The sequence below is a fragment of the Vibrio sp. V09_P4A23P171 genome (genome assembly GCF_963875615.1).
Taxonomy (GTDB): Bacteria; Pseudomonadota; Gammaproteobacteria; order Enterobacterales; family Vibrionaceae; genus Vibrio; species Vibrio anguillarum.
Window position 1 is genome coordinate 121,961 of sequence record NZ_CAWNMR010000022.1, and the last position, 21,764, is coordinate 143,724.

The 21,764-nt window shown below is 44.0% G+C and carries 20 protein-coding genes; 3 read left to right on the top strand and 17 right to left on the bottom strand.

Translation table 11 applies throughout. From position 1 onward, the window contains the following. Nucleotide 1 precedes the first annotated feature (1 nt). The 3 genes from AACT23_RS08425 to htpX all read right to left on the bottom strand — a co-directional run bounded on the left by AACT23_RS08425 (nt 2) and on the right by htpX (nt 2,224). Nucleotides 2-724 (bottom strand): SDR family NAD(P)-dependent oxidoreductase, encoded by a 723-nt coding sequence (locus tag AACT23_RS08425; protein WP_013857166.1) that lies wholly within the window; start codon nt 722-724, stop codon nt 2-4. After that, nucleotides 721-1,140, bottom strand: coding sequence for a nuclear transport factor 2 family protein (locus tag AACT23_RS08430; protein WP_026028585.1), 420 nt, complete (start codon nt 1,138-1,140; stop codon nt 721-723). The genes AACT23_RS08425 and AACT23_RS08430 overlap by 4 nt, the downstream gene beginning before the upstream one ends. A gap of 220 nt (nt 1,141-1,360) precedes the next feature. Next, the gene (gene htpX / locus AACT23_RS08435; protein WP_013857168.1) at nt 1,361-2,224 is read right to left on the bottom strand and encodes a protease HtpX; all 864 of its coding nucleotides are present in this window, start codon (nt 2,222-2,224) and stop codon (nt 1,361-1,363) included. A gap of 306 nt (nt 2,225-2,530) precedes the next feature. Here htpX and AACT23_RS08440 point away from each other — a divergent pair, with 306 nt between their 5' ends. Next, entirely contained in the window at nt 2,531-2,698 is a 168-nt protein-coding gene (locus AACT23_RS08440; RefSeq protein WP_017041998.1) for a hypothetical protein, read from the top strand. Nucleotides 2,699-2,802: 104 nt separating this feature from the next. Here the strand turns inward: AACT23_RS08440 and AACT23_RS08445 are convergent, their stop codons facing one another. Together AACT23_RS08445 and lrp are read right to left on the bottom strand one after the other, a co-directional pair. After that, a complete protein-coding gene (locus AACT23_RS08445) occupies nt 2,803-5,688 on the bottom strand; it encodes a DNA translocase FtsK (RefSeq protein WP_094129455.1) in 2,886 nt (961 codons plus the stop codon). Between the two features lie 187 nt (nt 5,689-5,875). Further along, the gene (gene lrp / locus AACT23_RS08450) at nt 5,876-6,370 is read right to left on the bottom strand and encodes a leucine-responsive transcriptional regulator Lrp (protein WP_010317439.1); all 495 of its coding nucleotides are present in this window, start codon (nt 6,368-6,370) and stop codon (nt 5,876-5,878) included. A gap of 156 nt (nt 6,371-6,526) precedes the next feature. Here lrp and ald point away from each other — a divergent pair, with 156 nt between their 5' ends. Then, nucleotides 6,527-7,651, top strand: a complete 1,125-nt coding sequence (gene ald / locus AACT23_RS08455) for an alanine dehydrogenase (RefSeq protein ID WP_017041996.1) — start codon at nt 6,527-6,529, stop codon at nt 7,649-7,651. Between the two features lie 59 nt (nt 7,652-7,710). Here ald and AACT23_RS08460 read toward each other — a convergent pair whose 3' ends face one another. Together AACT23_RS08460 and cysB are read right to left on the bottom strand one after the other, a co-directional pair. Continuing rightward, a complete protein-coding gene (locus tag AACT23_RS08460) occupies nt 7,711-8,907 on the bottom strand; it encodes a methyltransferase (RefSeq protein WP_094129458.1) in 1,197 nt (398 codons plus the stop codon). A 78-nt stretch (nt 8,908-8,985) separates the two neighbouring features. Continuing rightward, a complete protein-coding gene (cysB, locus tag AACT23_RS08465) occupies nt 8,986-9,960 on the bottom strand; it encodes an HTH-type transcriptional regulator CysB (RefSeq protein WP_010317444.1) in 975 nt (324 codons plus the stop codon). Nucleotides 9,961-10,259: 299 nt separating this feature from the next. On the opposite strand from cysB, the gene AACT23_RS08470 reads away from it, so the two are divergent. Then, entirely contained in the window at nt 10,260-11,024 is a 765-nt protein-coding gene (locus AACT23_RS08470) for a hypothetical protein (RefSeq protein WP_013857174.1), read from the top strand. An 80-nt stretch (nt 11,025-11,104) separates the two neighbouring features. Here AACT23_RS08470 and pyrF read toward each other — a convergent pair whose 3' ends face one another. The 10 genes from pyrF to lon form a co-directional block, all read right to left on the bottom strand. Beyond that, nucleotides 11,105-11,800 carry an orotidine-5'-phosphate decarboxylase gene (gene pyrF, locus AACT23_RS08475; RefSeq protein WP_043004292.1) on the bottom strand — a complete coding sequence of 232 codons (696 nt, stop codon included), beginning with the start codon at nt 11,798-11,800 and terminating at the stop codon, nt 11,105-11,107. 87 nt (nt 11,801-11,887) lie between these two features. Next, nucleotides 11,888-13,057 carry a lipopolysaccharide assembly protein LapB gene (gene lapB / locus AACT23_RS08480; RefSeq protein ID WP_026028046.1) on the bottom strand — a complete coding sequence of 390 codons (1,170 nt, stop codon included), beginning with the start codon at nt 13,055-13,057 and terminating at the stop codon, nt 11,888-11,890. Between the two features lie 19 nt (nt 13,058-13,076). Beyond that, nucleotides 13,077-13,352, bottom strand: coding sequence for a LapA family protein (locus AACT23_RS08485; protein WP_017044598.1), 276 nt, complete (start codon nt 13,350-13,352; stop codon nt 13,077-13,079). Nucleotides 13,353-13,493: 141 nt separating this feature from the next. After that, entirely contained in the window at nt 13,494-13,778 is a 285-nt protein-coding gene (gene ihfB, locus AACT23_RS08490) for an integration host factor subunit beta (RefSeq protein ID WP_010317449.1), read from the bottom strand. Between the two features lie 76 nt (nt 13,779-13,854). Continuing rightward, complete coding sequence (gene rpsA, locus AACT23_RS08495; protein WP_013857179.1) at nt 13,855-15,525, bottom strand: 30S ribosomal protein S1; 1,671 nt, start codon at nt 15,523-15,525, stop codon at nt 13,855-13,857. Between the two features lie 103 nt (nt 15,526-15,628). Beyond that, on the bottom strand, nt 15,629-16,309 hold the full coding sequence (gene cmk, locus AACT23_RS08500; RefSeq protein ID WP_013857180.1) for a (d)CMP kinase: 681 nt from the start codon (nt 16,307-16,309) through the stop codon (nt 15,629-15,631). 163 nt (nt 16,310-16,472) lie between these two features. Continuing rightward, the gene (locus AACT23_RS08505; RefSeq protein ID WP_017047776.1) at nt 16,473-16,772 is read right to left on the bottom strand and encodes a ComEA family DNA-binding protein; all 300 of its coding nucleotides are present in this window, start codon (nt 16,770-16,772) and stop codon (nt 16,473-16,475) included. Nucleotides 16,773-16,908: 136 nt separating this feature from the next. Then, nucleotides 16,909-18,768, bottom strand: a complete 1,860-nt coding sequence (ppiD, locus tag AACT23_RS08510) for a peptidylprolyl isomerase (protein WP_094129461.1) — start codon at nt 18,766-18,768, stop codon at nt 16,909-16,911. A 157-nt stretch (nt 18,769-18,925) separates the two neighbouring features. Continuing rightward, a complete protein-coding gene (locus tag AACT23_RS08515) occupies nt 18,926-19,198 on the bottom strand; it encodes an HU family DNA-binding protein (protein WP_026027116.1) in 273 nt (90 codons plus the stop codon). A 195-nt stretch (nt 19,199-19,393) separates the two neighbouring features. Next, the gene (gene lon / locus AACT23_RS08520) at nt 19,394-21,745 is read right to left on the bottom strand and encodes an endopeptidase La (RefSeq protein WP_013857184.1); all 2,352 of its coding nucleotides are present in this window, start codon (nt 21,743-21,745) and stop codon (nt 19,394-19,396) included. Nucleotides 21,746-21,764: the final 19 nt, after the last annotated feature.

The following is a 21,764-nucleotide window of genomic DNA, read 5'->3' on the forward strand; positions in this document are numbered from 1 at the left end:
GTTATTTAAGTAATGCCGCAACTAATTTGCCTTGCCATGCGTAAGGTAAGCTGCCAATCAAACGTAATAGGCTCGTAAAACGAGCCGGAAAATAGAGGGTGGTTTTGCCTTTTTCCAACCCACGGCGAATCGCCTGCGATGCATACTCGGCACTGACCATCATTGGCATCGAAAAACTATTTTTATCAGTCAAAGGCGTGGCAACAAACCCAGGATAGATCATCGTCACAGCAACACCTTGCGCTCGCCAATCTTGCATGAGCGAGCGTGCTAGGTAACTAACCGCCGCTTTAGAAGCGCCATAGGCTTCTGCTCTTGGCAGCGCGATTTCACTGGCGATGGAACCAACGATCGCCACACGGTGGTTAGCAACAAAGTGATGCTGTATCGCCTCAATGCAATGAGCTAAACCCAAAACGTTTACGTCAAACACACGCTTAAACCGGAGTGAATCCATTTGACCATGATCGATGTATTCGCAATCGCCAGCGTTGAGGATCCACAGTGAAGGAGTAAAAGGCAGTTGCGATAAAGCCGATTTCGTTTGCTCAAAATCGGTAATATCAAACGCAATACCTTGGATCTGCGGATACTCTTGATGCATTTGATTAAGCTTGGCTTGGTTACGCCCACAAGCAATAACTTGCCAACCCGTTTTTGCATAATCAACAGCTAGCTGATAACCAATACCAGAAGTGGCTCCCGTGATAAGTACACTCTTCATTGCCCTAGCCTCTGTTTGATCGAACGAATAACACTTCCCAGCAGCGGAATGTGTTCATAGAGCATTTCTCCCAAGTCGAAGTAATCACGGTGATAAATGACTTGGTTGTCTTGAAACTTGAGATGGCTCATCCCTTGCACTTGTATAAGTTTTCCACGAGCTAGCCGAGGATGCTGCAAAGACATAGTCCATGTGAGAAAGCCGCAGTCACCGACTTGCTGGTGATCATGGATGGTAAAATCACAACGCTCTACGTTCTGATACAAACGAGCAAAATAATCCGATAGCGCACGCCAACCTTCTATTCGATGAGCGGCATCCTCAAAAAGGACATTGTCGTGATAAACCTGACGTAATAAAGGCAAGTTCTCTTTGTTGAGTTGACGATAAACTTGAGCAACCGATTCGACATCCATTGTACGTTTCCATAAGTTATACAAAAACTTCACATGTACAAAATAGTACAAGTCACTTAGTTATACAAAATATTTCTTGTATAACTAAGTGACTTTTCAATGCATACGTGGTTGCAAGGAATTAAGATCAAAAAAGAAAATAAAGACTAAAATTCCAATAGTTACGACGATCAAAAAGGCCAGCATAATTCGCTGGCCTTCTCTTTTTAGTTAGCTTAGATTAACTATTGCGCAAAGCGGCGATGCGTTTATCAAGCGGTGGGTGACTCATCAATAATTCCGTCATTGAACGTTTACCGTTGATACCAAAAGCCATCATGGAACCTTCCAATTGAGATTCTTGCCCCATTTTTAAACGCTCTAACGCCGCAATCATCTTGTGTTTACCCACAAGCTTTGCTGCACCTGCGTCGGCGTGGAATTCGCGATGACGGCTATACCACATCGTAATAAAGCTCGCGAGGAAGCCAAATACCAATTCCAGCACCATAGAGATGCCAAAATAAACCATCATATTGCTACCGCCACCCTCTTCTGAATCACGAGACGACACGATGTTTGCGATAAAGCGCGATAAGAAAATAACGAAGGTATTAACCACTCCTTGCATTAAAGTCATCGTGACCATATCGCCATTGGCAATGTGGCTCACTTCATGCGCCAATACCGCTTCGGCCTCGTCACGCGTCATGCTGTGCAATAGCCCCGTTGAAACAGCGACGAGAGAATCATCACGTTTAGCGCCTGTTGCAAAAGCGTTGATGTCCGGCGAATCATAAATTGCTACCGTTGGCATACCAATACCCGCTTGCTGAGCTTGACGACGCACCGTTTGCACTAGCCAATGCTCAGTTTCGTTACGTGGACTTTCAATCACCATTCCACCTACCGAGCGCAGAGCCATACTCTTTGACATCAATAATGAAATAAATGAGCCGCCAAAACCAAACAACGCGGCCATGACGAGCAAGCCAGATAAACTGCCCGGCTGCATCCCCGTCACAGCATAAACAATATTTAATACAAGGCTAAGAACCAGCACCACCGCAAGGTTGGTTGCTAGAAATAACATGACTCGCTTCATTACTTATCTCCGAATGAAAAGCTTATTATGAGTGTAGGCTGCAAGCGACGCTAGCATAAACCTACACAATTTTTCATATACATATAGTCTAAGATTTGAAAAACAAGGTTAAGCGATAAATTGAAACATTTAATGTCTGACGCCGAGTTTTCTAAAATCTGTTATTGAACAGCAAGATGGTTAACCTACCCTTACAGCACGTGATGGGCAATTGAACTCATAAGACTTTGGTCGTATTGAGAGTCCCAGCTAAAGTGACTACATTGCATGGGAAACAGACATTTTCGACGGACAAAGGACAGCATCATGGCTGAAACGAGCAACTATCAAATGGCGATTGATTTACTGTGTTGCCACTTAGGTCTCTCTGAAGATGAAGCTAAACAACAATTGGGAATTGGCAGCACACCATCCGCGCAGCAACAAATATCTGACACGCAACAAGCACTGATGGGGCTGATGCAAGAAAAATAGCCGTTAGCAAGGCTGGCGAGAGTTTATGCTAGCTAAATTGAAACAGCGCCGCTCATGGCATCATGGGTGGCGCTGTTTGTTTGTGTTGCCTACAATGACCGTGATTAATCTCGCGGCGGCGCTGGCGATAGTACTTCGCGATTACCATTATGGCCGGGAGCGCTCACAATACCTTGTGCTTCCAGCTGCTCTACAATTCTTGCAGCGCGGTTGTAACCGATTTTAAATCGGCGTTGTACACCTGAAACTGAACCTCGACGCGTTTCCACTACATGTTCAACCACTTGATCAAATAGCGGATCCACTTCTTCATCACTTTCCATCTTCTCACCGGGTAGCAAGGCTTCTGGCCCTTGGTCACCATAAGTGATCTCTTCTATGTAGTTCGGCTTACCGCGTGCTTTCCAGTTGTTTACCACCGCATGCACATCTTCATCCGAGGCAAACGCACCGTGAACCCGGATCGTGTGGCTAGAACCCGGTGGTAGATAGAGCATATCGCCCATACCGAGCAGTGATTCCGCACCACTTTGGTCCAAAATAGTTCTTGAGTCGGTTTTAGTCGAAACGGTAAACGCAACGCGGGTCGGAATATTCGCTTTGATTAAACCGGTGATCACATCAACCGATGGACGCTGAGTGGCCAAAATAAGGTGAATACCCGCAGCTCGAGCCTTTTGTGCCAAACGCGCGATCAACTCTTCTACTTTTTTACCCACCACCATCATCAGATCAGCAAATTCATCAACAACCACGACAATGTAAGGCAGTTTTTCCAGCAGTGGCGGTTCACTCTCCATACTGTCCCCTTCTCTCCACAAAGGATCATGGATGGGGTGGCCAGCAGCAGCAGCCATTTTTAGCTTATCATTGAAGCCTTTGATGTTACGCACACCAAGCACAGACATTAATTTATAACGACGTTCCATTTCACCCACACACCAACGTAAAGCATTTGATGCGTCTTTCATGTCAGTCACGACTTCAGCCAACAGGTGAGGAATACCCTCGTAGATCGATAGCTCTAACATTTTCGGGTCAATCATAATAAAGCGAACGTCTTCTGGGCTCGCTTTATACAGCATGCTGAGGATCATCACGTTGACCCCAACCGACTTACCTGAACCTGTAGTACCAGCCACCAACACGTGCGGCATTTTGGCTAAATCCGCGACCAATGCTTCGCCTGCAATGTCTTGCCCTAAAACGATGGTCGTGGGTGATTTCGCTTCTTGGAATTGACGGCTTTTTATAACATCTGACAAATAGACGGTTTGACGACTCATGTTTGGCAGTTCAAGACCAACATAAGGTTTACCAGGGATCACTTCAACCACCCTCACCGCCATTGCCGATAAAGAACGCGCCAAATCCATCGATAGGCTAGAAATACGGCTCACTTTTACGCCTGGAGCTAAATCTAATTCAAAACGAGTGATAACCGGCCCCGGAAAGATATCAACCACTTGCGCTTGGATCTTGTAATCCGCGAGTTTAGATTCAACCAAACGAGCAACCTCCTCTAATGCCTCTCGGTCAATAAAGTGTTCACGCTTTTCTGGGTGATACAGAAGCTCTAACGTCGGTAGTGGCTCCGTCGGTTTAGGCAGGTTAGTCTCTTTTTGCATTAAAAATGGGTTTTGCTTGGCCGCCATATTGGCCTGAGCCGAAGACACCATGCTCTGAAAAGCCGTCACATCGCTATCTTGCTGGCCTAACGGTGGCTCGTCATCTTCTGACATCACATCAAGATCAGCAGCCAACGCTTGATCTGATTCATCTTCATCCAGCACATCCAAATTGGAAATAACCGGTTCAACACGCGACACATCAAGATCAACTTCTGTCATCGTAAGCGACGGATCGCTCACCTCTTCGTCCTCTGCCCATGCATATTGCTGAGCTTCTTGACTGGCATCGAGGTCGGCACTGGCTAATGCTTGATGCTCATTAGCTCTTTCATCTACCCAGTCTGCCGATGAAAGAGCAAGGTCATCCTCTTCCAACGCAACAGATTCTAACTCTTCAATCGTTGCACTAAGCTGCTTGCTGCGATCAAATGGCGCTTCATCTGAGTGAGTTTCACTGAATTCAGGAGAAGTGTTAGCCTGAGTTTTGGCCGCTGGCATGTGAATATTAAAACGTCTTGGCGAGTGAGTCTGTTCCAGCTCTTCTTCAACCTCTACCGCAGGCGTGTATTGCTCGGCCCCAAACGCATCGAGGGCTGATTTGACATATTCTTCATTTGGCGAACTAGACTCAACAACGGCTAAGTCTGCGGATGATGATTCAAGCGGCGACAATTCCATTGGCGACAAAACGGGCGCAATATCTTCATCTTTCTCACCACGTAATCGATTGATCAATGCAACGCCAAGAGAAATACTCATCGTGCCTAACCATTCCACGATGCTTAGCCAGGAGATACCCGTTAGCAGCGTAAAACCAGCGCCCCATAAAAAGAGCAATACTAAGGTTGAGCCTAGTAAATTAAGCGTTGGCAGCGCCAAACTGGTTAAGACATCCCCAATCACACCACCAGATGAAAAATACCAAATATCGTCAAAGTTGATATCAGCAAGGCCACAACTGGTCAAAATCAAGATAGTTAAGCCGAGTAAACGCGTTCCCCACAGCACAAAATCAAGGGGTTCATTCTCTTCTCTTTTACGCAGAAAAACCCATGCTAGCACAGTAATCATGAGCGGTATTGGGTAGGCCAGCGATCCAAAAATAAAGAACAAGGTATCGGCAATCCATGCGCCAATAATACCGCCTGCATTTTCAATATCGCCTCCCCACGCGGTTTGCGACCATGAAGGATCGGCGGGACTAAATGTTAATAAAGCGATGGAAAGAAGCACAGAGGCAAGCACAGCGACAATAAGCCCGCACTCTTTCAGACGTTGCGATCCATTGAGGCGTGAAGACTGAGGCTCTTCGCTGGTCTTAATAATGGTCTCAACTTTATTTTGGTTCTCTTTGAACATAAACCTAGATTCTGATTAACGCCAACACTCAAGGTTTATTGCGGCTTGATGCGTTGGTTTGGGTGAAAACAGTCCGAGCGGCAAAAGCCGCTCGGTTTGTTGTGTGATTTAACCACATCAAGGTTAAAAACCCAATTGGCGAACGTCAGAATGTGGAAAGAAGTACCACTATTCAGACAATCTGGCGTTATCGAGTTTTGATAACCAACTGGTTACTTTGCTTCACTTCTTCCATCACAACATAAGTGCGAGTGTCATTGACTCCGGGCAAACGCAATAGCGTATCACCCAACAATTTACGATACGCCCCCATGTCAGAGACTCGAGTTTTGAGAAGATAGTCAAAATCACCCGAAACAAGATGGCATTCTTGAATGTCATCCAGTTTTTGAACCGCAGTATTAAACTGTTCAAACACATCAGGTGCACCGCGATTCAATGTAATTTCCACAAATACCAACAGCGAAGCATCAAGATATTGTGGATTCAACAACGCGGTATAACCGGTAATGAAACCTTGACGCTCTAAACGACGTACACGCTCTAAACAGGGGGTTGGAGATAAACCCACTCGTTTTGATAATTCTACATTCGAAATACGACCATCTTTCTGCAATTCATTCAAAATATTGCGATCGATACGGTCTAAATCCTTGGACGGCCTTTTATAGTTGTCTGCCATTTTTTATTCCACCTTATTACTTCCTTGCAAAAATATATACTACAACTTTTTAATATTCAGTATCAAATTTTACACATTCACATCTATACTAGTCACAAATTCGAAACAACAACCCTACATATAGTTATAACAACCAAAAAAACCTAAGGAGTCAGGATGATCATTGGAGTTCCTAAAGAAATCAAAAACCACGAATATCGTGTGGGCATGATTCCCGCAAGCGTGCGCGAACTTGTCTCACACGGTCACCAAGTTTATGTTGAAACAAATGCCGGTTCCGGCATCGGCTTTTCAGACGATGATTACATCGCTGTAGGCGCATCCATTCTTCCTACTGCTTCTAACATTTTTGCGAAAGCAGAAATGATTGTTAAGGTCAAAGAACCTCAGGCTGCTGAACGAGCAATGCTCCGCGAAGGCCAAATTTTATTTACCTATTTACATCTAGCTCCAGATTTTCCACAAACTGAGGAGCTAATCAAGAGCAAAGCTGTCTGTATAGCCTACGAGACTGTAACAGATAATATGGGTCGCTTGCCACTATTAGCACCAATGTCTGAAGTCGCTGGTCGAATGTCTATTCAATCAGGTGCGCAGTGTTTAGAAAAATCACACGCGGGCTGTGGTTTGTTACTGGGTGGTGTACCCGGAGTCGCACCAGCAAAAGTGGTGGTGATTGGTGGTGGTGTAGTCGGTGCCAACGCAGCCAGAATTGCTGTCGGAATGCGTGCAGATGTGACGATTCTCGACCGAAGTGTTGATATGCTGCGAAAACTCGATGAAGAATTCCAAGGTCACGCTAAAGTCGTGTATTCAACAAAGGATGCGATTGAAAAATACGTCCTCGAAGCCGATTTAGTAATAGGCGCAGTACTGATCCCCGGAGCAGCAGCTCCTAAACTCGTAACTAAAGATCTGATTTCTAGAATGAAACCTGGCTCTGCGGTCGTTGATGTGGCAATTGACCAAGGCGGCTGCTTTGAAACCTCACATGCTACCACTCATGATGACCCGACCTATATCGTTGATGACGTCGTTCATTACTGCGTCGCAAACATGCCAGGCGCTGTGGCTCGCACATCAACTTTCGCCTTGAATAACGCTACGTTGCCTTACATTGTTAAACTGGCCAATAAAGGTTATCAACGTGCATTATTAGAGGATAAAGGATTCCTAGAAGGTTTAAACGTGATACACGGTAAAGTCACCTGTAAAGAAGTCGCCGAGAGTTTCAACCTTGAATATCTTGACCCATCTGAAGCTATAGCTCTGTTTAACTAACGATAACAATTTGCGGTAAAGCTCTCAATTCTTAGCCAAGTGCGTCATGCGCTTGGCTTTCATTTTTTATAAGCGTGAACCAATATATTGCGTGGCGTTACTTTCCTAGCGCAAAACTGCTCAATCTGCACCTCATAGCCTTGCTCTTGAAGATAAAGTGCCTTATCCAATACCAACCAAAGCTCAATCATGCGGCGAAATGCCTGTTGTACTAAGCCTATCCTTTCCATCTGCCAAAAACGCTGCTCGCCTTTACGTTCATAAGCAGGCCAATCCACTTCTGGTAATGCGATGCCTTTTTGTGCCGCCGCCCAATAACAAAAAGCTAAAAATCCTTCGGCTAGTTGTGATTTTTTGAGGCTCGGAATTGGGCAATATTGATGATGCCCAAGCTCAGATCTTAGCAACAAATCAAAACCCAAACGAAACGTCATTTCTTGCAAACGATGACGGCGAACCCGCTCTCCCCCTGTAACGGTTTCTTGCAGCGGAATACGCAGCTCTTCTTTGGACAAGGCAAGAGAAGAAGTACGACCGTAGGTGGACATGGGTTGGTAGCTATCGGCTTTGATTAAATGGTAGCAACATGGTGAAAACGTAATCGCAGGCAAGCGATGAGCAACGGAATATTCGAGTAGGCGAACATGGAGATCACCACAGGCATGTAAAGCGACGGCATGCTGATTGGTATTGAAAACGCCAAACGCTTGCGGCTCAAAAGCGTCCCCTTGAATAAATTGCATCGGAAGATCATGTTCATCGGCGCATGCTTGTCCTGCATGGCAGAGCTGCGACTGATATTCAAAACTAGTGACTTTTTGTTTTGACTGCGCTGCGATAATTCGACCTAAAAAGCCTTTACCCGCGCACCACTCTAGCCATTCCGTTCCTGAATGCCTAGAGAGGAGTGATTCGCTCATTAAACGAATTTGTTCTAGCTTTCTGCCAGGGATCCCCTGCTCTAAGTAAGGGCTGAGTGCTTGCTGAGTATTATGAGGGGCATCTTGAAGCCTAATCATGATATCCGCTTCTTTTAACCCCTCGATATACGGATGAAGTTGCTCAATGAGCGCTTGCGGCGATGACTTTAAGCTATCGATACTGTCCAAAGATAGCGTTTGCAACCACTGATCCAGCCTATGATCTGAATGTTTCCAAGGTGAACTGTCTAAGCCACTATGATGAAAGGGCTCAAATCGCCAAAAACGTTGGTTTTCAATTAAAAAAGCATCGATATGTTTGAAAAGCGCGCGCATACATCCCCCTAGAAAGGCCAATTCTAGGAGGTGATGGTTTAATTAGAAAGTGTTTCGTTTTAAATGATCGAAATTTGCTTAACGAACTGGCAATTCAATGTCTTTAAACATCTCTTCTATTTCGATATTCGATTTTAACGAGGTAGCCCGTTCGACGACAGGGCGAGTAAGATGAGGCGCGAAACGTTCCATAAAGTCAAACATATAAGAGCGCAGGAATGTGCCTCGGCGAAACCCAATGCTAGTCGTGCTCGCACCAAAAAGATGGCTGGCATCAATCGCGATAAGATCGGTGTCGCGTGATTTATCTATCGCCATACTTGCGATAACACCCACCCCAATTCCCATTCGGACATAAGTTTTTATCACATCCGCATCGGTGGCGGTGAAGACAACTCGCGGCGTTAACCCTACGCGATTAAATGCAGTGTCTAACTCTGAACGACCAGTAAAACCAAACACGTAAGTGACCAATGGATACGCGGCTAAATCCTCAATCGTTACCCGTTCTTTTTTTGCAAGAGCATGATCTTTAGGCACAACAATAGAACGGTTCCAATGATAACAAGGTAGCATGATGGCATCTTGGTACAGATGAAGCGCTTCTGTTGCTATCGCAAAATTAGCGGTGCCTTTTGCAACCGCTTCCGACATCTGACTTGGAGTGCCTTGGTGCATGTGTAGCGACACTTTCGGATAACGCGCAGTGAATCCTTTGATTACATCAGGTAACGCGTAGCGAGCTTGTGTATGAGTCGTTGAAATATTCAGCGTACCCATCTCAGGGTGCGTATGCTCCCCTGCCACGGCCTTAATGCTTTCCACACGTGAAAGGATCTCTTGTGAGATACGAATAATATCTTCACCTGCACCCGTGACTTGTGTCAGGTGCTTACCGCTACGCTCAAAAATTTGAATACCCAATTCATCTTCGAGTAAACGAACCTGTTTACTAATGCCTGGCTGAGAGGTATAAAGGCTTTCCGCAGTTGCTGAGACATTCAGGTTGTGATTAACCACTTCAACAATATATTTTAACTGCTGTAACTTCATTATTGGCCCCGTAATCCATTATCAAAGATCCAGATCTTTCAATCATAGTTTATAATTATTAGTTATAACGCTTAACACTCTCAATTCAAAGCTTGATGATTCAAGAGCGAAGAAAAAAGTAAGTATTTTGCGTAGCTGACTAAATTTTTGCCAACTATCGCCCAATCTAAGCAATAAAAGGCAGTTTTTAGGGGTCAAAACAGGAATAATAAAAATAGTCAATTTGAAGGTGTAGTGATAACTAAGGATCGTGTATTCTTAATTGCTAGCCACTGAATTCTAATAAAGATACGGATTATATGAATATAGGTTTAATCATTGCTCTTGTAGCAGTCTTGCTGGTGTTAGTCCTTGGCTATAACATCATGCTTCAATACAAAGTAAAGGTCGAGTCAGCTAAAAAGCAGGAGTCGACTCGATATATCGCCATTATTGATGCGACAGAAGACCTTATCGGCAACGCACACCACATGCCGTTTAGTAAAGAACTCTTAGTGTGTTTAAATACCCGTATCCTTGATGCCCTACTTAGTATGTATGAGCTTGACCCGAAAAATAAGCAGTTGGCACAACGCATTGAGCATATGAAAGGGCAAATTAAGCATTTACAAGAAAACCACCCAGGTGGTGACAGTACAACGTTTAAAGTACCCACCAGCGATAAACAAGCTTTGATTATGCTTAAACTAGTGAAACGTTTAAGAGACACGATTCGTAGTGAGCACAATAAAGGACGTTTTGAAACACAATCTTACGTCGCTGAAAATGCGCGTCTAGAAACAATACAAATTCGAATCAACATTGAAAATGTTGTTAAGCGGGCAAATGATTCGATCGTTCGTGGGCAACCCGGAACTGCGATTCAGCTATTGCGTAAAGGGATCGATGTTCTGAGCTCAAAAAATGATGCTTATTCCAATCAAGCTCGTGAAAAACTTCAGTCAATGTATGATGACTTAGAAAAACGACGCCAAACAAAAAGTGCAACGGATCTTCAACAAATTGAAGATAACGAGAGAAATAGTGATATGGAAGCACTGTTTGGTGAAAAGAAAAAATGGTAGCCCATTATTTTTGATTAGGAAGTATTTTTAAGGTCGCATAAGCGACCTTTTTCATACAACAACGTAAAGAAAACATTAATTTAAATTAACGTATCATTTATCGCTTTTAGGACTTCATCCGGTCTTGTTGCCTGAGTAATTGGGCGACCGATGACTAGATAATCTGAACCAGCTTTTATGGCCTCACTCGGAGTCATAATACGTCTTTGGTCTCCTGTTGCAGAACCAACAGGACGAATCCCTGGCGTAACTAATTTAAACTCTTGACCAAGATGGCTCTTAAGCATGTGCGCTTCTTGAGCTGAGCATACCACTCCATCTAACCCTGCATTTTGAGTTAGGCTAGCCAGACGCATTACATGCTCTTTAGGCGCAACATCGATGCCAATACCACGAAGATCAGGTTGTTCCATACTGGTTAGTACTGTGACAGCAATAAGTAGTGGTCTATCGTTGCCATAAGGTTCAAGAATCTGGCGAGACGCCGACATCATTCTCTCCCCACCACTGGCATGAACATTCACCATCCATACGCCAAGCTCAGCCGCCGCACGTACGGCTTTAGAGCACGTGTTGGGAATATCATGAAACTTTAGGTCTAAGAATACCGAAAAACCTCTTTTGTGTAGCTCACGCACAAAATCGGGACCAAACAGGGTAAACATCTCCTTACCCACTTTTAATCGACAGCTGCTGGGGTCAATTTTATCAACAAAAGCTAACGCTTCCGCTTGTTGCTCATAATCCAACGCGACAATTACTCTCTGGTCTTTCATTTTCACTCCTAAAATAATTAAGCTAAAAAAATGCAGCTTTCATAAGCTGCAGTTTTCGAGTCGATCAGTAACTCCAGTACATGGACTCTATTCACCATCCAAACCACGGATAGGTTTAATTGAACCCCAATTCTTACATGATGGGCAGTGCCAGTAGAGAGAATGAGTTGAGAAACCACACTTTCTGCATCGGTAGTGAGGTTTTACTTTTAGTTGCTCACCTACCAATTTTTGCAAGGTCGACAAGCTCTCTTTCGCTCGACCTTCCTCCGCTTCGATGAGATGGTAGTCAATTAAACGGTAGAAGCCCTTCATGGTCGGATTTTTAACCAATTGCCGTGTCAAAAGTTCCTGTGCTGCTCCAGCACCATCATGTTGTGCCACCAACTGTGCGAGCATCAGTTCAGCTGACACTCCAGCTTCATTGATAATGCACTCGCGTAAAAACTCAACAAGTTCACCCTCTTTCCCAATATGGTGATAGCACTCAGCAAGCGTCGGCAATACCTCGCCGATAAAATCAATGTCCTGCTCCAAGACCATCTGCATATACTGGATTGTATGACGGTAGTCATCATTTTCAAGATACAGCTTACCTAAAGAGATCGTTGCGCGTACACACTTCGGATCTTCAGACAGCGCTTTTTTAAGATATTGAATCGCTTTGCTATCGCGTCCTTCAGCCTTCTCTTGCATTGCAAGTTCACACCAAAAATGGGCTATAACACTGTGCATCCTTTTTCTGCCTAATTTGACCAACGCATAAGCGTAATCGATAGCTTTATGCCACTCTCGAGTCTGTTGGTAAATAGAAACCAATTGTTGCAACGCCGCTTCTTTGTGTTCAGGCTCTTCAATCAGTTGTTCAAATATTTTTTCAGCGCGGTCGAGAAAGCCTGCCACCATATAATCTTTTGCCAATTGTTGTAAGGCGAGATTTTTTTGGTCAATAGTAAGACTTGAACGAGATATGAGATTTTGATGGATGCGGATAGCACGATCAACCTCTCCTCTTGAACGGAATAAGTTGCCCAGCGCTAAGTGGGTATCAATCGTTTCATTGTCTACTTGGAGTAGCTCGATAAAATGGTCAACGGCCTTATCTGATTGATCAGAAAGCAGCAAGTTAAGACCCGTCACATACTGACGAGAAATTTGGTGAGAGTGTTTCTGCTTATCTTGCTGAGCACTGCGATTTCCCATATACCAGCCGTAGGCGGCGGCAATCGGTAATAGCAAGAAGAGAATTTCTAACATCAAGTCAGCCTTTATTTCACTACGCTTTACTTGTTACAGAGCTGTTCTCTGCTGTTTGCTTTTTCAGTTGCTTATTCAACTTTCTAACTTGCAACTGAGACTTGAAGTAGAAGCTACTGCCAAGCAAACAAGCAAGTAAAAAACCAGAGACAAAGACAGTGCCAAGTAAAGTAGACAGGTGAAATTCGCCTTGAGCGATCAAATAGTTAAACGTCACAACTGCTTGATTTTGAGCCCCTAATGCTAAAGCAATCAAAAAAAGTGCAAGAATTAGAACGATTTTTATAATTTTCATATGCCACTACCTATCCAGTATTGATCTGGTCTGATTATGCAGGAAAATGGCCTTACAAACCATGTCTATTATGGATTCCTTTCTTAAAAAAACGGCATACTTAAACTGTATGCCGTTTTTTAGAATACTCTCTAAATCGCTTTAGATATTCTCATTAACTCGCTCACGTAACTCTTTACCTGGCTTGAAATGAGGGACGAATTTGCCATCCAACACCACTTTATCACCGGTTTTAGGATTACGACCTACTCTAGGCTCACGATAGTGCAAAGAGAAACTACCAAATCCGCGAATTTCGATTCGCTCTCCGCTTTCTAAAGTTGATGCCATATGTTCAAGAATATCTTTCACAGCGTCTTCAATTTCTTTAGCAGATAGGTGCGTTTTCTCAGCACAGAGTCTTTCTATCAATTCAGACTTAGTCATAGTTTCCCTCATTACTTATCAAAGTAGGCACTAACTGAAAAAAAAGGAGCCTTACGGCCCCTTTTAGCGAGTTAGATTATTCGCCTTTAGCAGCCTTGAATGCATCAGCCATAGCATTACCAAACGCACCTTCATCAGCTTTGTTCAGTGTAGCCATTGCTTCTTGCTCATCAGCTTCATCTTTAGCTTTGATAGATAGGTTGATTACGCGGTTTTTACGGTCTACACCAGTAAATTTCGCTTCAACGCTGTCACCAACGCTTAGGACTAGAGACGCATCTTCAATACGGTCACGAGATGCTTCAGAAGCACGGATGTAACCTTCAACGCCGTCTACAAGTTCAATTGTAGCACCTTTCGCGTCAACTGCAGTAACAGTACCGTTAACTAGAGTACCTTTTTTGTTATCAGCAACATATGCGTTGAACGGGTCGTTTTCCATTTGCTTAACGCCAAGAGAAATACGCTCACGCTCTGCATCTACTGCTAGAACAACTGCAGAGATTTCATCGCCTTTCTTGTAATCACGTACCGCTTCTTCTCCAGGAACGTTCCAAGAGATGTCAGATAGGTGAACTAGACCGTCGATGCCGCCGTCTAGACCGATGAAGATACCGAAGTCAGTGATAGACTTGATCTTACCAGTAACTTTGTCGCCTTTAGCTTGCGCTTCAGCGAATGACTGCCATGGGTTAGCTTTACACTGTTTAAGACCTAGAGAGATACGACGACGCTCTTCGTCGATATCAAGAACCATAACCTCAACTTCGTCGCCAACATTAACAACTTTAGATGGGTGGATGTTCTTGTTAGTCCAATCCATTTCAGAAACGTGTACTAGACCTTCAACGCCTTCTTCGATTTCAACGAAGCAGCCGTAGTCAGTTAGATTTGTTACACGGCCAGATAGTTTGTGACCTTCTGGGTAACGCTTAGCGATAGCTACCCATGGATCTTCGCCAAGTTGCTTAAGACCTAGTGATACGCGAGTACGATCACGATCAAACTTAAGAACTTTAACTAGGATTTCGTCACCAACGTTAACGATTTCTGATGGGTGTTTAACGCGTTTCCAAGCCATATCTGTGATATGTAGAAGACCATCAACACCACCAAGGTCAACGAATGCGCCGTAGTCAGTAAGGTTCTTAACGATACCTTTAACTTCAGTGCCTTCTTGTAGAGTTTCAAGAAGTTCGTCACGTTCAACGCTGCTTTCTGATTCGATAACAGCACGACGAGAAACAACAACGTTGTTACGTTTCTGGTCTAGTTTGATAACTTTGAACTCTAGCTCTTTGTTTTCTAGGTGAGTAGTGTCACGGATAGGACGCACGTCAACAAGAGAGCCTGGAAGGAAAGCACGGATACCGTTTAGTTCAACAGTGAAGCCACCTTTAACTTTACCATTGATAATACCAATAACAGTTTCAGCTTCTTCGTAAGCTTTCTCAAGAACGATCCAAGCTTCATGACGCTTAGCTTTCTCACGAGAAAGTTGAGTTTCACCGAAACCATCTTCAACAGCGTCTAGAGCAACGTCTACTTCAGAACCAACTTCAACTTCAAGTTCGCCAGCAGCGTTCTTGAACTGTTCAGCAGGGATAGCAGACTCAGACTTAAGACCAGCGTCAACAAGAACGAAACCATTCTCGATAGCGACTACAGTACCTTTAACGATTGTACCTTGTTGAAATTGTGTTTCGTTTAAAAACTCTTCAAAGAGTTGAGCAAAAGATTCAGTCATTTATTTAATCTTCAATAATTAAACTTCCATGGGTATCCTACCGCATGGGGTTATTAAATTCGCCAGTCATCATCCTTGCGACCGACGCTCTTACCTAGCAGAACTACTCTGCCAGCTTAGATTCTACATATTGTAATGCTTCTTCTACAACTTCGTCGATAGACATTGAGGTTGAGTCAAGCAATAGCGCATCCTCTGCAGGGCGTAATGGGGCCACTGGGCGGTTACGATCTCGGTCGTCACGCTCTTGGATCTCGCTTAAAAGGGCGTCAAATTTAACATCTAGCCCTTTGAGTTGCAACTGCTTAAAGCGACGTTGGGCTCGCTCTTGCGCACTGGCATCGAGGAATATTTTCACTTCTGCTTGAGGAAACACAACTGTGCCCATATCACGTCCATCAGCAACCAGTCCCTGCCCTTTCGCAAAGGCTCGTTGGCGACGTAATAATGCCTCACGAACTCTAGGCAATGCCGCTACTTTTGATGCCGCCATTCCTGTCTCTTCTTTGCGCAATTCTTTCGATACGTCCTCACCTTCAAGAATCACTCTAACCAAGTCGCCTTCTGCGATAAATTGGACATCTAAATGTGTCGCCAGAGGAACAAGCGCTTCTTCCGACTCCGTATCCACACCGTGGTGAATCGCCGCCAATGCAAGAACGCGGTAAATAGCTCCAGAATCGAGCAAATGAAAGCCTAATTTCTTAGCCAACAACATACAAAGAGTGCCTTTACCTGCACCACTTGGTCCATCTACGGTAATTACCGGAGTGTGAGAGGACATGATTTACTCCACTTAGTTTTTATGCGGCTTGCTTGCTCGCTTTTGTCGGCGACAAATTATAGTGCTTATCCGTTACAGGCGCTAGGAAGGAATGGTGATATGACTGAAATTTCACAGTGATACAAGCGTCGCTTTTAGGGGGCGACGCTTTTGATAGAGACTTTTATAAAATGATACGCTCAGCGTTTTGCCTGACAGTAACGGCACCAATGCCTTTCACCAAGCTCAGATCTTCTTTGGTTTTAAAATCGCCATTTTGTTGACGATATTCAACAATCGCTTGTGCTTTTTTAAGTCCAATACCTTTCAACAAAGTAGCAATTTCCTCAGCGGAAGCCTGATTTATATTAACCGTAATTTCAATGCCTTGGTGCGTTTCTACCACCTTTTCTTCTGCTAATGTCGGTGAAAGAGGCAATACGATACTTAGAAGTAACAACCCGAGTTTTGTTTTCAATTTCATATGAACATTTCCTTGTTTATTAATGGGTACCAATATTAATTGAGCTTGGAAATGAGAGGGAATCAAAAAGGTAGAAATTGAAATGGGCTGCATAAGCAGCCCATTTTGAGTTTCATATCAATTACATTACTAGCCTTTATTGGCTCACAACATAATATTCAATGTCTGTATTTTTACGCAAAGTTGTAAGTATCGCAGCCAAATCACGTTGGCTACCGATGCGCTCTAACTGAGCCGTAATTTGATCGTTGTACTGAGGTGTGACTTTAGCCTCAACCTTATGTAGTTCAACAAGAACAATATCACCGTTCATTGCTTTCGCTTGACCGTAAACCACACTATCTGTAGCGGGTTTAGGGAGAGAAAACACCGTACTCGCCAATGGAGAGCTACGATCAATCATTTCCAACTCAGCAAATTTTAACCCACGCTGTTCCAATAAGGATTGGTCACCTTGCTTTAGCGTATCAATCAATTTTGTGGCTAACTCAATCGCTTGTTGTTCGCCTTTGACTTTAGAAAGCTGAGTAACCACTTGCTCTTTCACTTCAGCCAAAGGAAGAACTATTTGTTCCCGAGCATCATCAACACGAACAACGATAACATGTTCTGGGGCAACTTCTAATACCTCAGAATTGAGCCTATCTTCTTTTACCTCTGGGCTTAGAATAGCTTGAAGAACAGCTGGATTTTTAAGAATTTCAGGCGCATCTTGCTGAGAAATAAAATCGGTTTTCTGAATCTTAGCTGAGATAGCGTTTGCTGCTTCATCCAGAGAGTCAGGTGATTCAAATGCCACTTTTTCTAGCTTAGTCTGCAACTCATAAAACTGATCTGCGGCCTTTTGGTCTACCATTTCAGCTTTGATTTCAGAGGCAACCTGTGCGTAGGGCTGTGCGATAGGGGCTTTAACATCATCAAGACGGATAATGTGATAGCCAAATTCAGATTTGACCAACCCTGTGATATCCCCTATCTGTTCGATAGCAAAGGCTGCTTGTTCAAAAGCTGGGTCCATCACATCATGTTCAATCCAACCTAGCGAACCACCCTCTTCTGCGCTTCCTACGTCTTCTGATTTTTCTTTCGCTAAAGTCGCGAAATCAGCGCCAGCATTCAGTTCATCGAGAATCGCCTGCGCTTTAGTTTTATCATCACCTTGAACCAAAATATGGCTTACTTTACGTTGTGCTTGAGTGGAGTATTTGTCTAAATGCTCTTGGTAGTACTGCTCGGCCTGTTCATCAGACACTACAATTTGGTCTTTCAATTGTTGGGCAGAAAGCTCGATATAAGCCACTTTAACCTGCTCTGGACGGGTATAGCGCTCTGCATTTTGTTGATAATATTGAGTAATTTCTTCATCACTCAACTCAACATTTTTAGCAAAGTCGCTGAGTGACAATGTGAGCGCACGGATATCACGGGTTTGAGAGATCAGTTCACTTTGCTGATTAACCTCACCCTGCAACGTAAATTCACTACCTTGGATAGCACTAAGTAACTGGTTACGGATAAGATCATGACGTAGATATTCTGCAAAGCTTTCAGCAGAGAAACCTGCACGGCGAAGAGCCGCTTGATAGATTTCTTGGTCAAACTTACCGCCAGTCTGGAATTGGGGCATGTCTAAAATCATTTTACGAACCTGATCATCGCTCACTCGTAAACCTAGTGATTGTGCATGCTGCTCCAACAATAAATCGTTAACCATACGATCAAGCACTGACTTACGAAATGACTCGACATACTGAGGATCAGCGAGCAAGTTAGCAAAATAATCCCCTAATTGGGATTGCATGCGATTGCGCTCGTTCTGGTACGCTTGTTCAAATTCACCACGGCCAATCTCACTATTGCCAACTTTAGCCGCAGCATTACTGCCACCGCTGACCAAGTAGCTACCGACACCTGCGAATACGAATGATAAGATAATCATTCCTAGAATAATTTTCACCGCGATGCTGTTCACGCCTTCGCGTAATCGATCCATCATAATCTAACTGCTCTCCGGATAAGAAGCTTCACACTTCAGCCTAAAAATTGAATAGCGCGATAATATCAGAAAAAGAAATGCGCATCAGTAGGATGCGCATAATTTCAAAAGGTTCGAATTAATTTTGCGCTTAAGCCGCAAAAAATAACGATTTTGATTAGTTGCAAGCGTCTTTAAGCGCTTTGCCTGCTTTGAAAGCAGGTACTTTTGCTTCTGCGATTTGGATCTCTTCACCCGTTTTAGGGTTACGACCCGTGCGCGCTGCACGAGTGCGAACGCTAAATGTACCAAAGCCAACAAGCGCTACTTGATCGCCAGATTGAAGAGTGCCACTAACGGCTTCGATGAATGCATCAAGAGCACGGCCTGCCGATGCTTTAGAGATGTCAGCGTTTTCTGCGATTTTTTCTACTAATTGTGTTTTATTCACTGTGATTCCCCTTTGCGTCACCCATTATTATTTTTTAACGGTGACTTTTCGTTCCATTAAGTTCCCAAACTAGCTTGAAGCCTTATTACATCTGGGCTGCAAGCTATAGGGGCTTACGTTAGCGCCCAAAAAAAACGCTGACAAGCCTTTTTAAGCCTATCAGCGTGATCTTTTACTTATTTTTGCTGCACATCACTATTTTTTAGCTTCAAATTCAACCCCAGAAGGGTCTCGTTCAAGTGCGATCTTCAAAACTTCATCAATCCATTGAACGGGAATGACTTTTAGATCAGCAATCACATTTGCAGGGATCTCTTCCAAATCACGCTCATTCTCTTTTGGGATCAATACGGTGGTGATACCACCACGATGTGCTGCGAGCAGTTTTTCTTTCAAACCACCGATAGGTAATACTTCACCACGCAACGTTATCTCACCCGTCATCGCGACTTCCGCTTTCACAGGATTACCCGTCAAGCTAGAGACAAGCGCCGTACACATAGCAATACCCGCGCTTGGGCCATCTTTTGGTGTTGCACCTTCTGGCACGTGAACGTGAATGTCACGCTTTTCATAGAAATCAGCGTTAATCCCTAATTTCTCGGCGCGTGCGCGAACCACCGTCATCGCAGCTTGAATGGATTCTTGCATCACCTCGCCTAGAGAACCAGTTTGCGTCAACTTGCCTTTGCCAGGCATTGATTCGGTTTCAATAGTCAGCAAATCACCGCCTACTTCTGTCCATGCTAAACCCGTAACTTGGCCAATTTGGTTACTGTCGTCGGCTTTGCCAAAATCACAACGTTGCACACCTAGAAACTCTTTTAAATTCTCTTGGTTGGCTACCACGGTTTTTATGTCTTTATTCAACAAGATTTTCTTCACCGCTTTACGGCAAATTTTTGAAATCTCTCGCTCTAAGCTTCGTACGCCCGCCTCACGTGTGTAATAACGGATAATACCAATGATGGCTGAATCTTCGATAACAATTTCATGAGGCTTCAAACCATTCCGCTCAACTTGCTTAGTCACTAGATGGCGTTTAGCAATATTCAGCTTTTCGTCTTCTGTATATCCGGAAAGGCGGATAACTTCCATACGGTCAAGCAGCGGACCTGGGATGTTCATTGAGTTTGATGTCGCAACAAACATGACATCAGACAAGTCATAGTCCACTTCTAAATAGTGATCGTTAAAGGTGCTATTTTGTTCAGGATCAAGCACCTCCAACAATGCGGAAGATGGGTCACCACGCATATCTGAAGACATTTTGTCGATTTCATCAAGCAGGAACAGTGGGTTTTTCACGCCAACCTTTGCCATTTTTTGAATCAATTTACCCGGCAGAGAACCGATGTAAGTACGGCGGTGACCACGAATTTCTGCTTCATCACGCACTCCACCTAACGCCATACGGGTATACTGTCTGCCTGTTGCCGCCGCTATCGAGCGGCCAAGCGACGTTTTACCAACGCCCGGGGGACCAACAAGACACAAAATTGGCCCTTTCAGCTTGTTGATACGACTTTGTACCGCGAGATATTCTAAAATACGCTCTTTGACACGATCTAAACCGTAATGATCGGCATTTAAAATCTCTTCAGCTTTTGCCAAATCTTTCTTAACTTTTGAACGTTTTGCCCAAGGAACATTGACCATCCAATCAATATAGCTACGCACAACGGTTGCTTCTGCAGACATTGGAGACATCATCTTTAATTTCTGCAGCTCTTGTTCCGTTTTTTGGCGCGCTTCCTGCGGCATTTTAGAATCGTCAATTTTCTTCTTCAGCATTTCAAATTCATCAGGTGCGTCATCCATCTCACCTAATTCTTTCTGAATCGCTTTCATCTGCTCGTTGAGGTAATACTCACGCTGAGATTTTTCCATCTGCTTTTTAACGCGACCACGAATGCGTTTTTCAACCTGTAATAGATCGATCTCCGCTTCCATTTGTCCCATTAAAAATTCCAAACGTTCACTGACATCAACAATTTCGAGAACTTTTTGTTTTTCAATCAATTTCAATGGCATGTGAGCGGCGATGGTATCAGCCAAACGCGCTGCTTCATCAATCCCATTTAACGACGTTAATACTTCAGGCGGGATTTTCTTATTGAGTTTGATAAAACCATCAAATTGGTTGATTGCGCTACGAACGACGACTTCCTGCTCTTTATCATCCAACTCAGGAGTGACAAGATACTGCGCTTCTGCGGAGAAAAATTCACGCTCGATGAAGCGATCAATTTTCGCTCGCTGTTGGCCTTCAACCAACACTTTCACGGTACCGTCAGGTAATTTCAGAAGTTGTAAAATCGTTGCAACTGTCCCGACTTCAAAAAGATCTTCAATTTTCGGTTCGTCGGTTTCCGCTTGCTTTTGTGCCACAAGTAACACTTGCTTGTTGTTATCCATCGCCGCTTCAAGGCATTGGATGGATTTTTCTCTGCCAACAAACAAAGGAATGACCATGTGAGGATAAACCACCACGTCACGTAGAGGTAGTACGGGGATCTCGATACGCTCGGAACGTTCCAAGTTCATATTATTCTCTCTTCCGCTT

Coding starts and splice junctions, on each gene's coding strand:
- ihfB (WP_010317449.1), bottom strand. CDS start 13,778: ATGACTAAGTCTGAATTGATAGAAAGACTCTGTGCTGAGAAAACGCAC.
- lrp (WP_010317439.1), bottom strand. CDS start 6,370: ATGGCAGACAACTATAAAAGGCCGTCCAAGGATTTAGACCGTATCGAT.
- AACT23_RS08425 (WP_013857166.1), bottom strand. CDS start 724: ATGAAGAGTGTACTTATCACGGGAGCCACTTCTGGTATTGGTTATCAG.
- AACT23_RS08505 (WP_017047776.1), bottom strand. CDS start 16,772: ATGAAATTGAAAACAAAACTCGGGTTGTTACTTCTAAGTATCGTATTG.
- AACT23_RS08460 (WP_094129458.1), bottom strand. CDS start 8,907: ATGCGCGCGCTTTTCAAACATATCGATGCTTTTTTAATTGAAAACCAA.
- AACT23_RS08430 (WP_026028585.1), bottom strand. CDS start 1,140: ATGGATGTCGAATCGGTTGCTCAAGTTTATCGTCAACTCAACAAAGAG.
- AACT23_RS08470 (WP_013857174.1), top strand. CDS start 10,260: ATGAATATAGGTTTAATCATTGCTCTTGTAGCAGTCTTGCTGGTGTTA.
- AACT23_RS08440 (WP_017041998.1), top strand. CDS start 2,531: ATGGCTGAAACGAGCAACTATCAAATGGCGATTGATTTACTGTGTTGC.
- cysB (WP_010317444.1), bottom strand. CDS start 9,960: ATGAAGTTACAGCAGTTAAAATATATTGTTGAAGTGGTTAATCACAAC.
- AACT23_RS08445 (WP_094129455.1), bottom strand. CDS start 5,688: ATGTTCAAAGAGAACCAAAATAAAGTTGAGACCATTATTAAGACCAGC.
- lon (WP_013857184.1), bottom strand. CDS start 21,745: ATGAACTTGGAACGTTCCGAGCGTATCGAGATCCCCGTACTACCTCTA.
- pyrF (WP_043004292.1), bottom strand. CDS start 11,800: ATGAAAGACCAGAGAGTAATTGTCGCGTTGGATTATGAGCAACAAGCG.
- ald (WP_017041996.1), top strand. CDS start 6,527: ATGATCATTGGAGTTCCTAAAGAAATCAAAAACCACGAATATCGTGTG.
- ppiD (WP_094129461.1), bottom strand. CDS start 18,768: ATGATGGATCGATTACGCGAAGGCGTGAACAGCATCGCGGTGAAAATT.
- rpsA (WP_013857179.1), bottom strand. CDS start 15,525: ATGACTGAATCTTTTGCTCAACTCTTTGAAGAGTTTTTAAACGAAACA.
- htpX (WP_013857168.1), bottom strand. CDS start 2,224: ATGAAGCGAGTCATGTTATTTCTAGCAACCAACCTTGCGGTGGTGCTG.
- lapB (WP_026028046.1), bottom strand. CDS start 13,057: ATGTTAGAAATTCTCTTCTTGCTATTACCGATTGCCGCCGCCTACGGC.
- cmk (WP_013857180.1), bottom strand. CDS start 16,309: ATGTCCTCTCACACTCCGGTAATTACCGTAGATGGACCAAGTGGTGCA.
- AACT23_RS08485 (WP_017044598.1), bottom strand. CDS start 13,352: ATGAAAATTATAAAAATCGTTCTAATTCTTGCACTTTTTTTGATTGCT.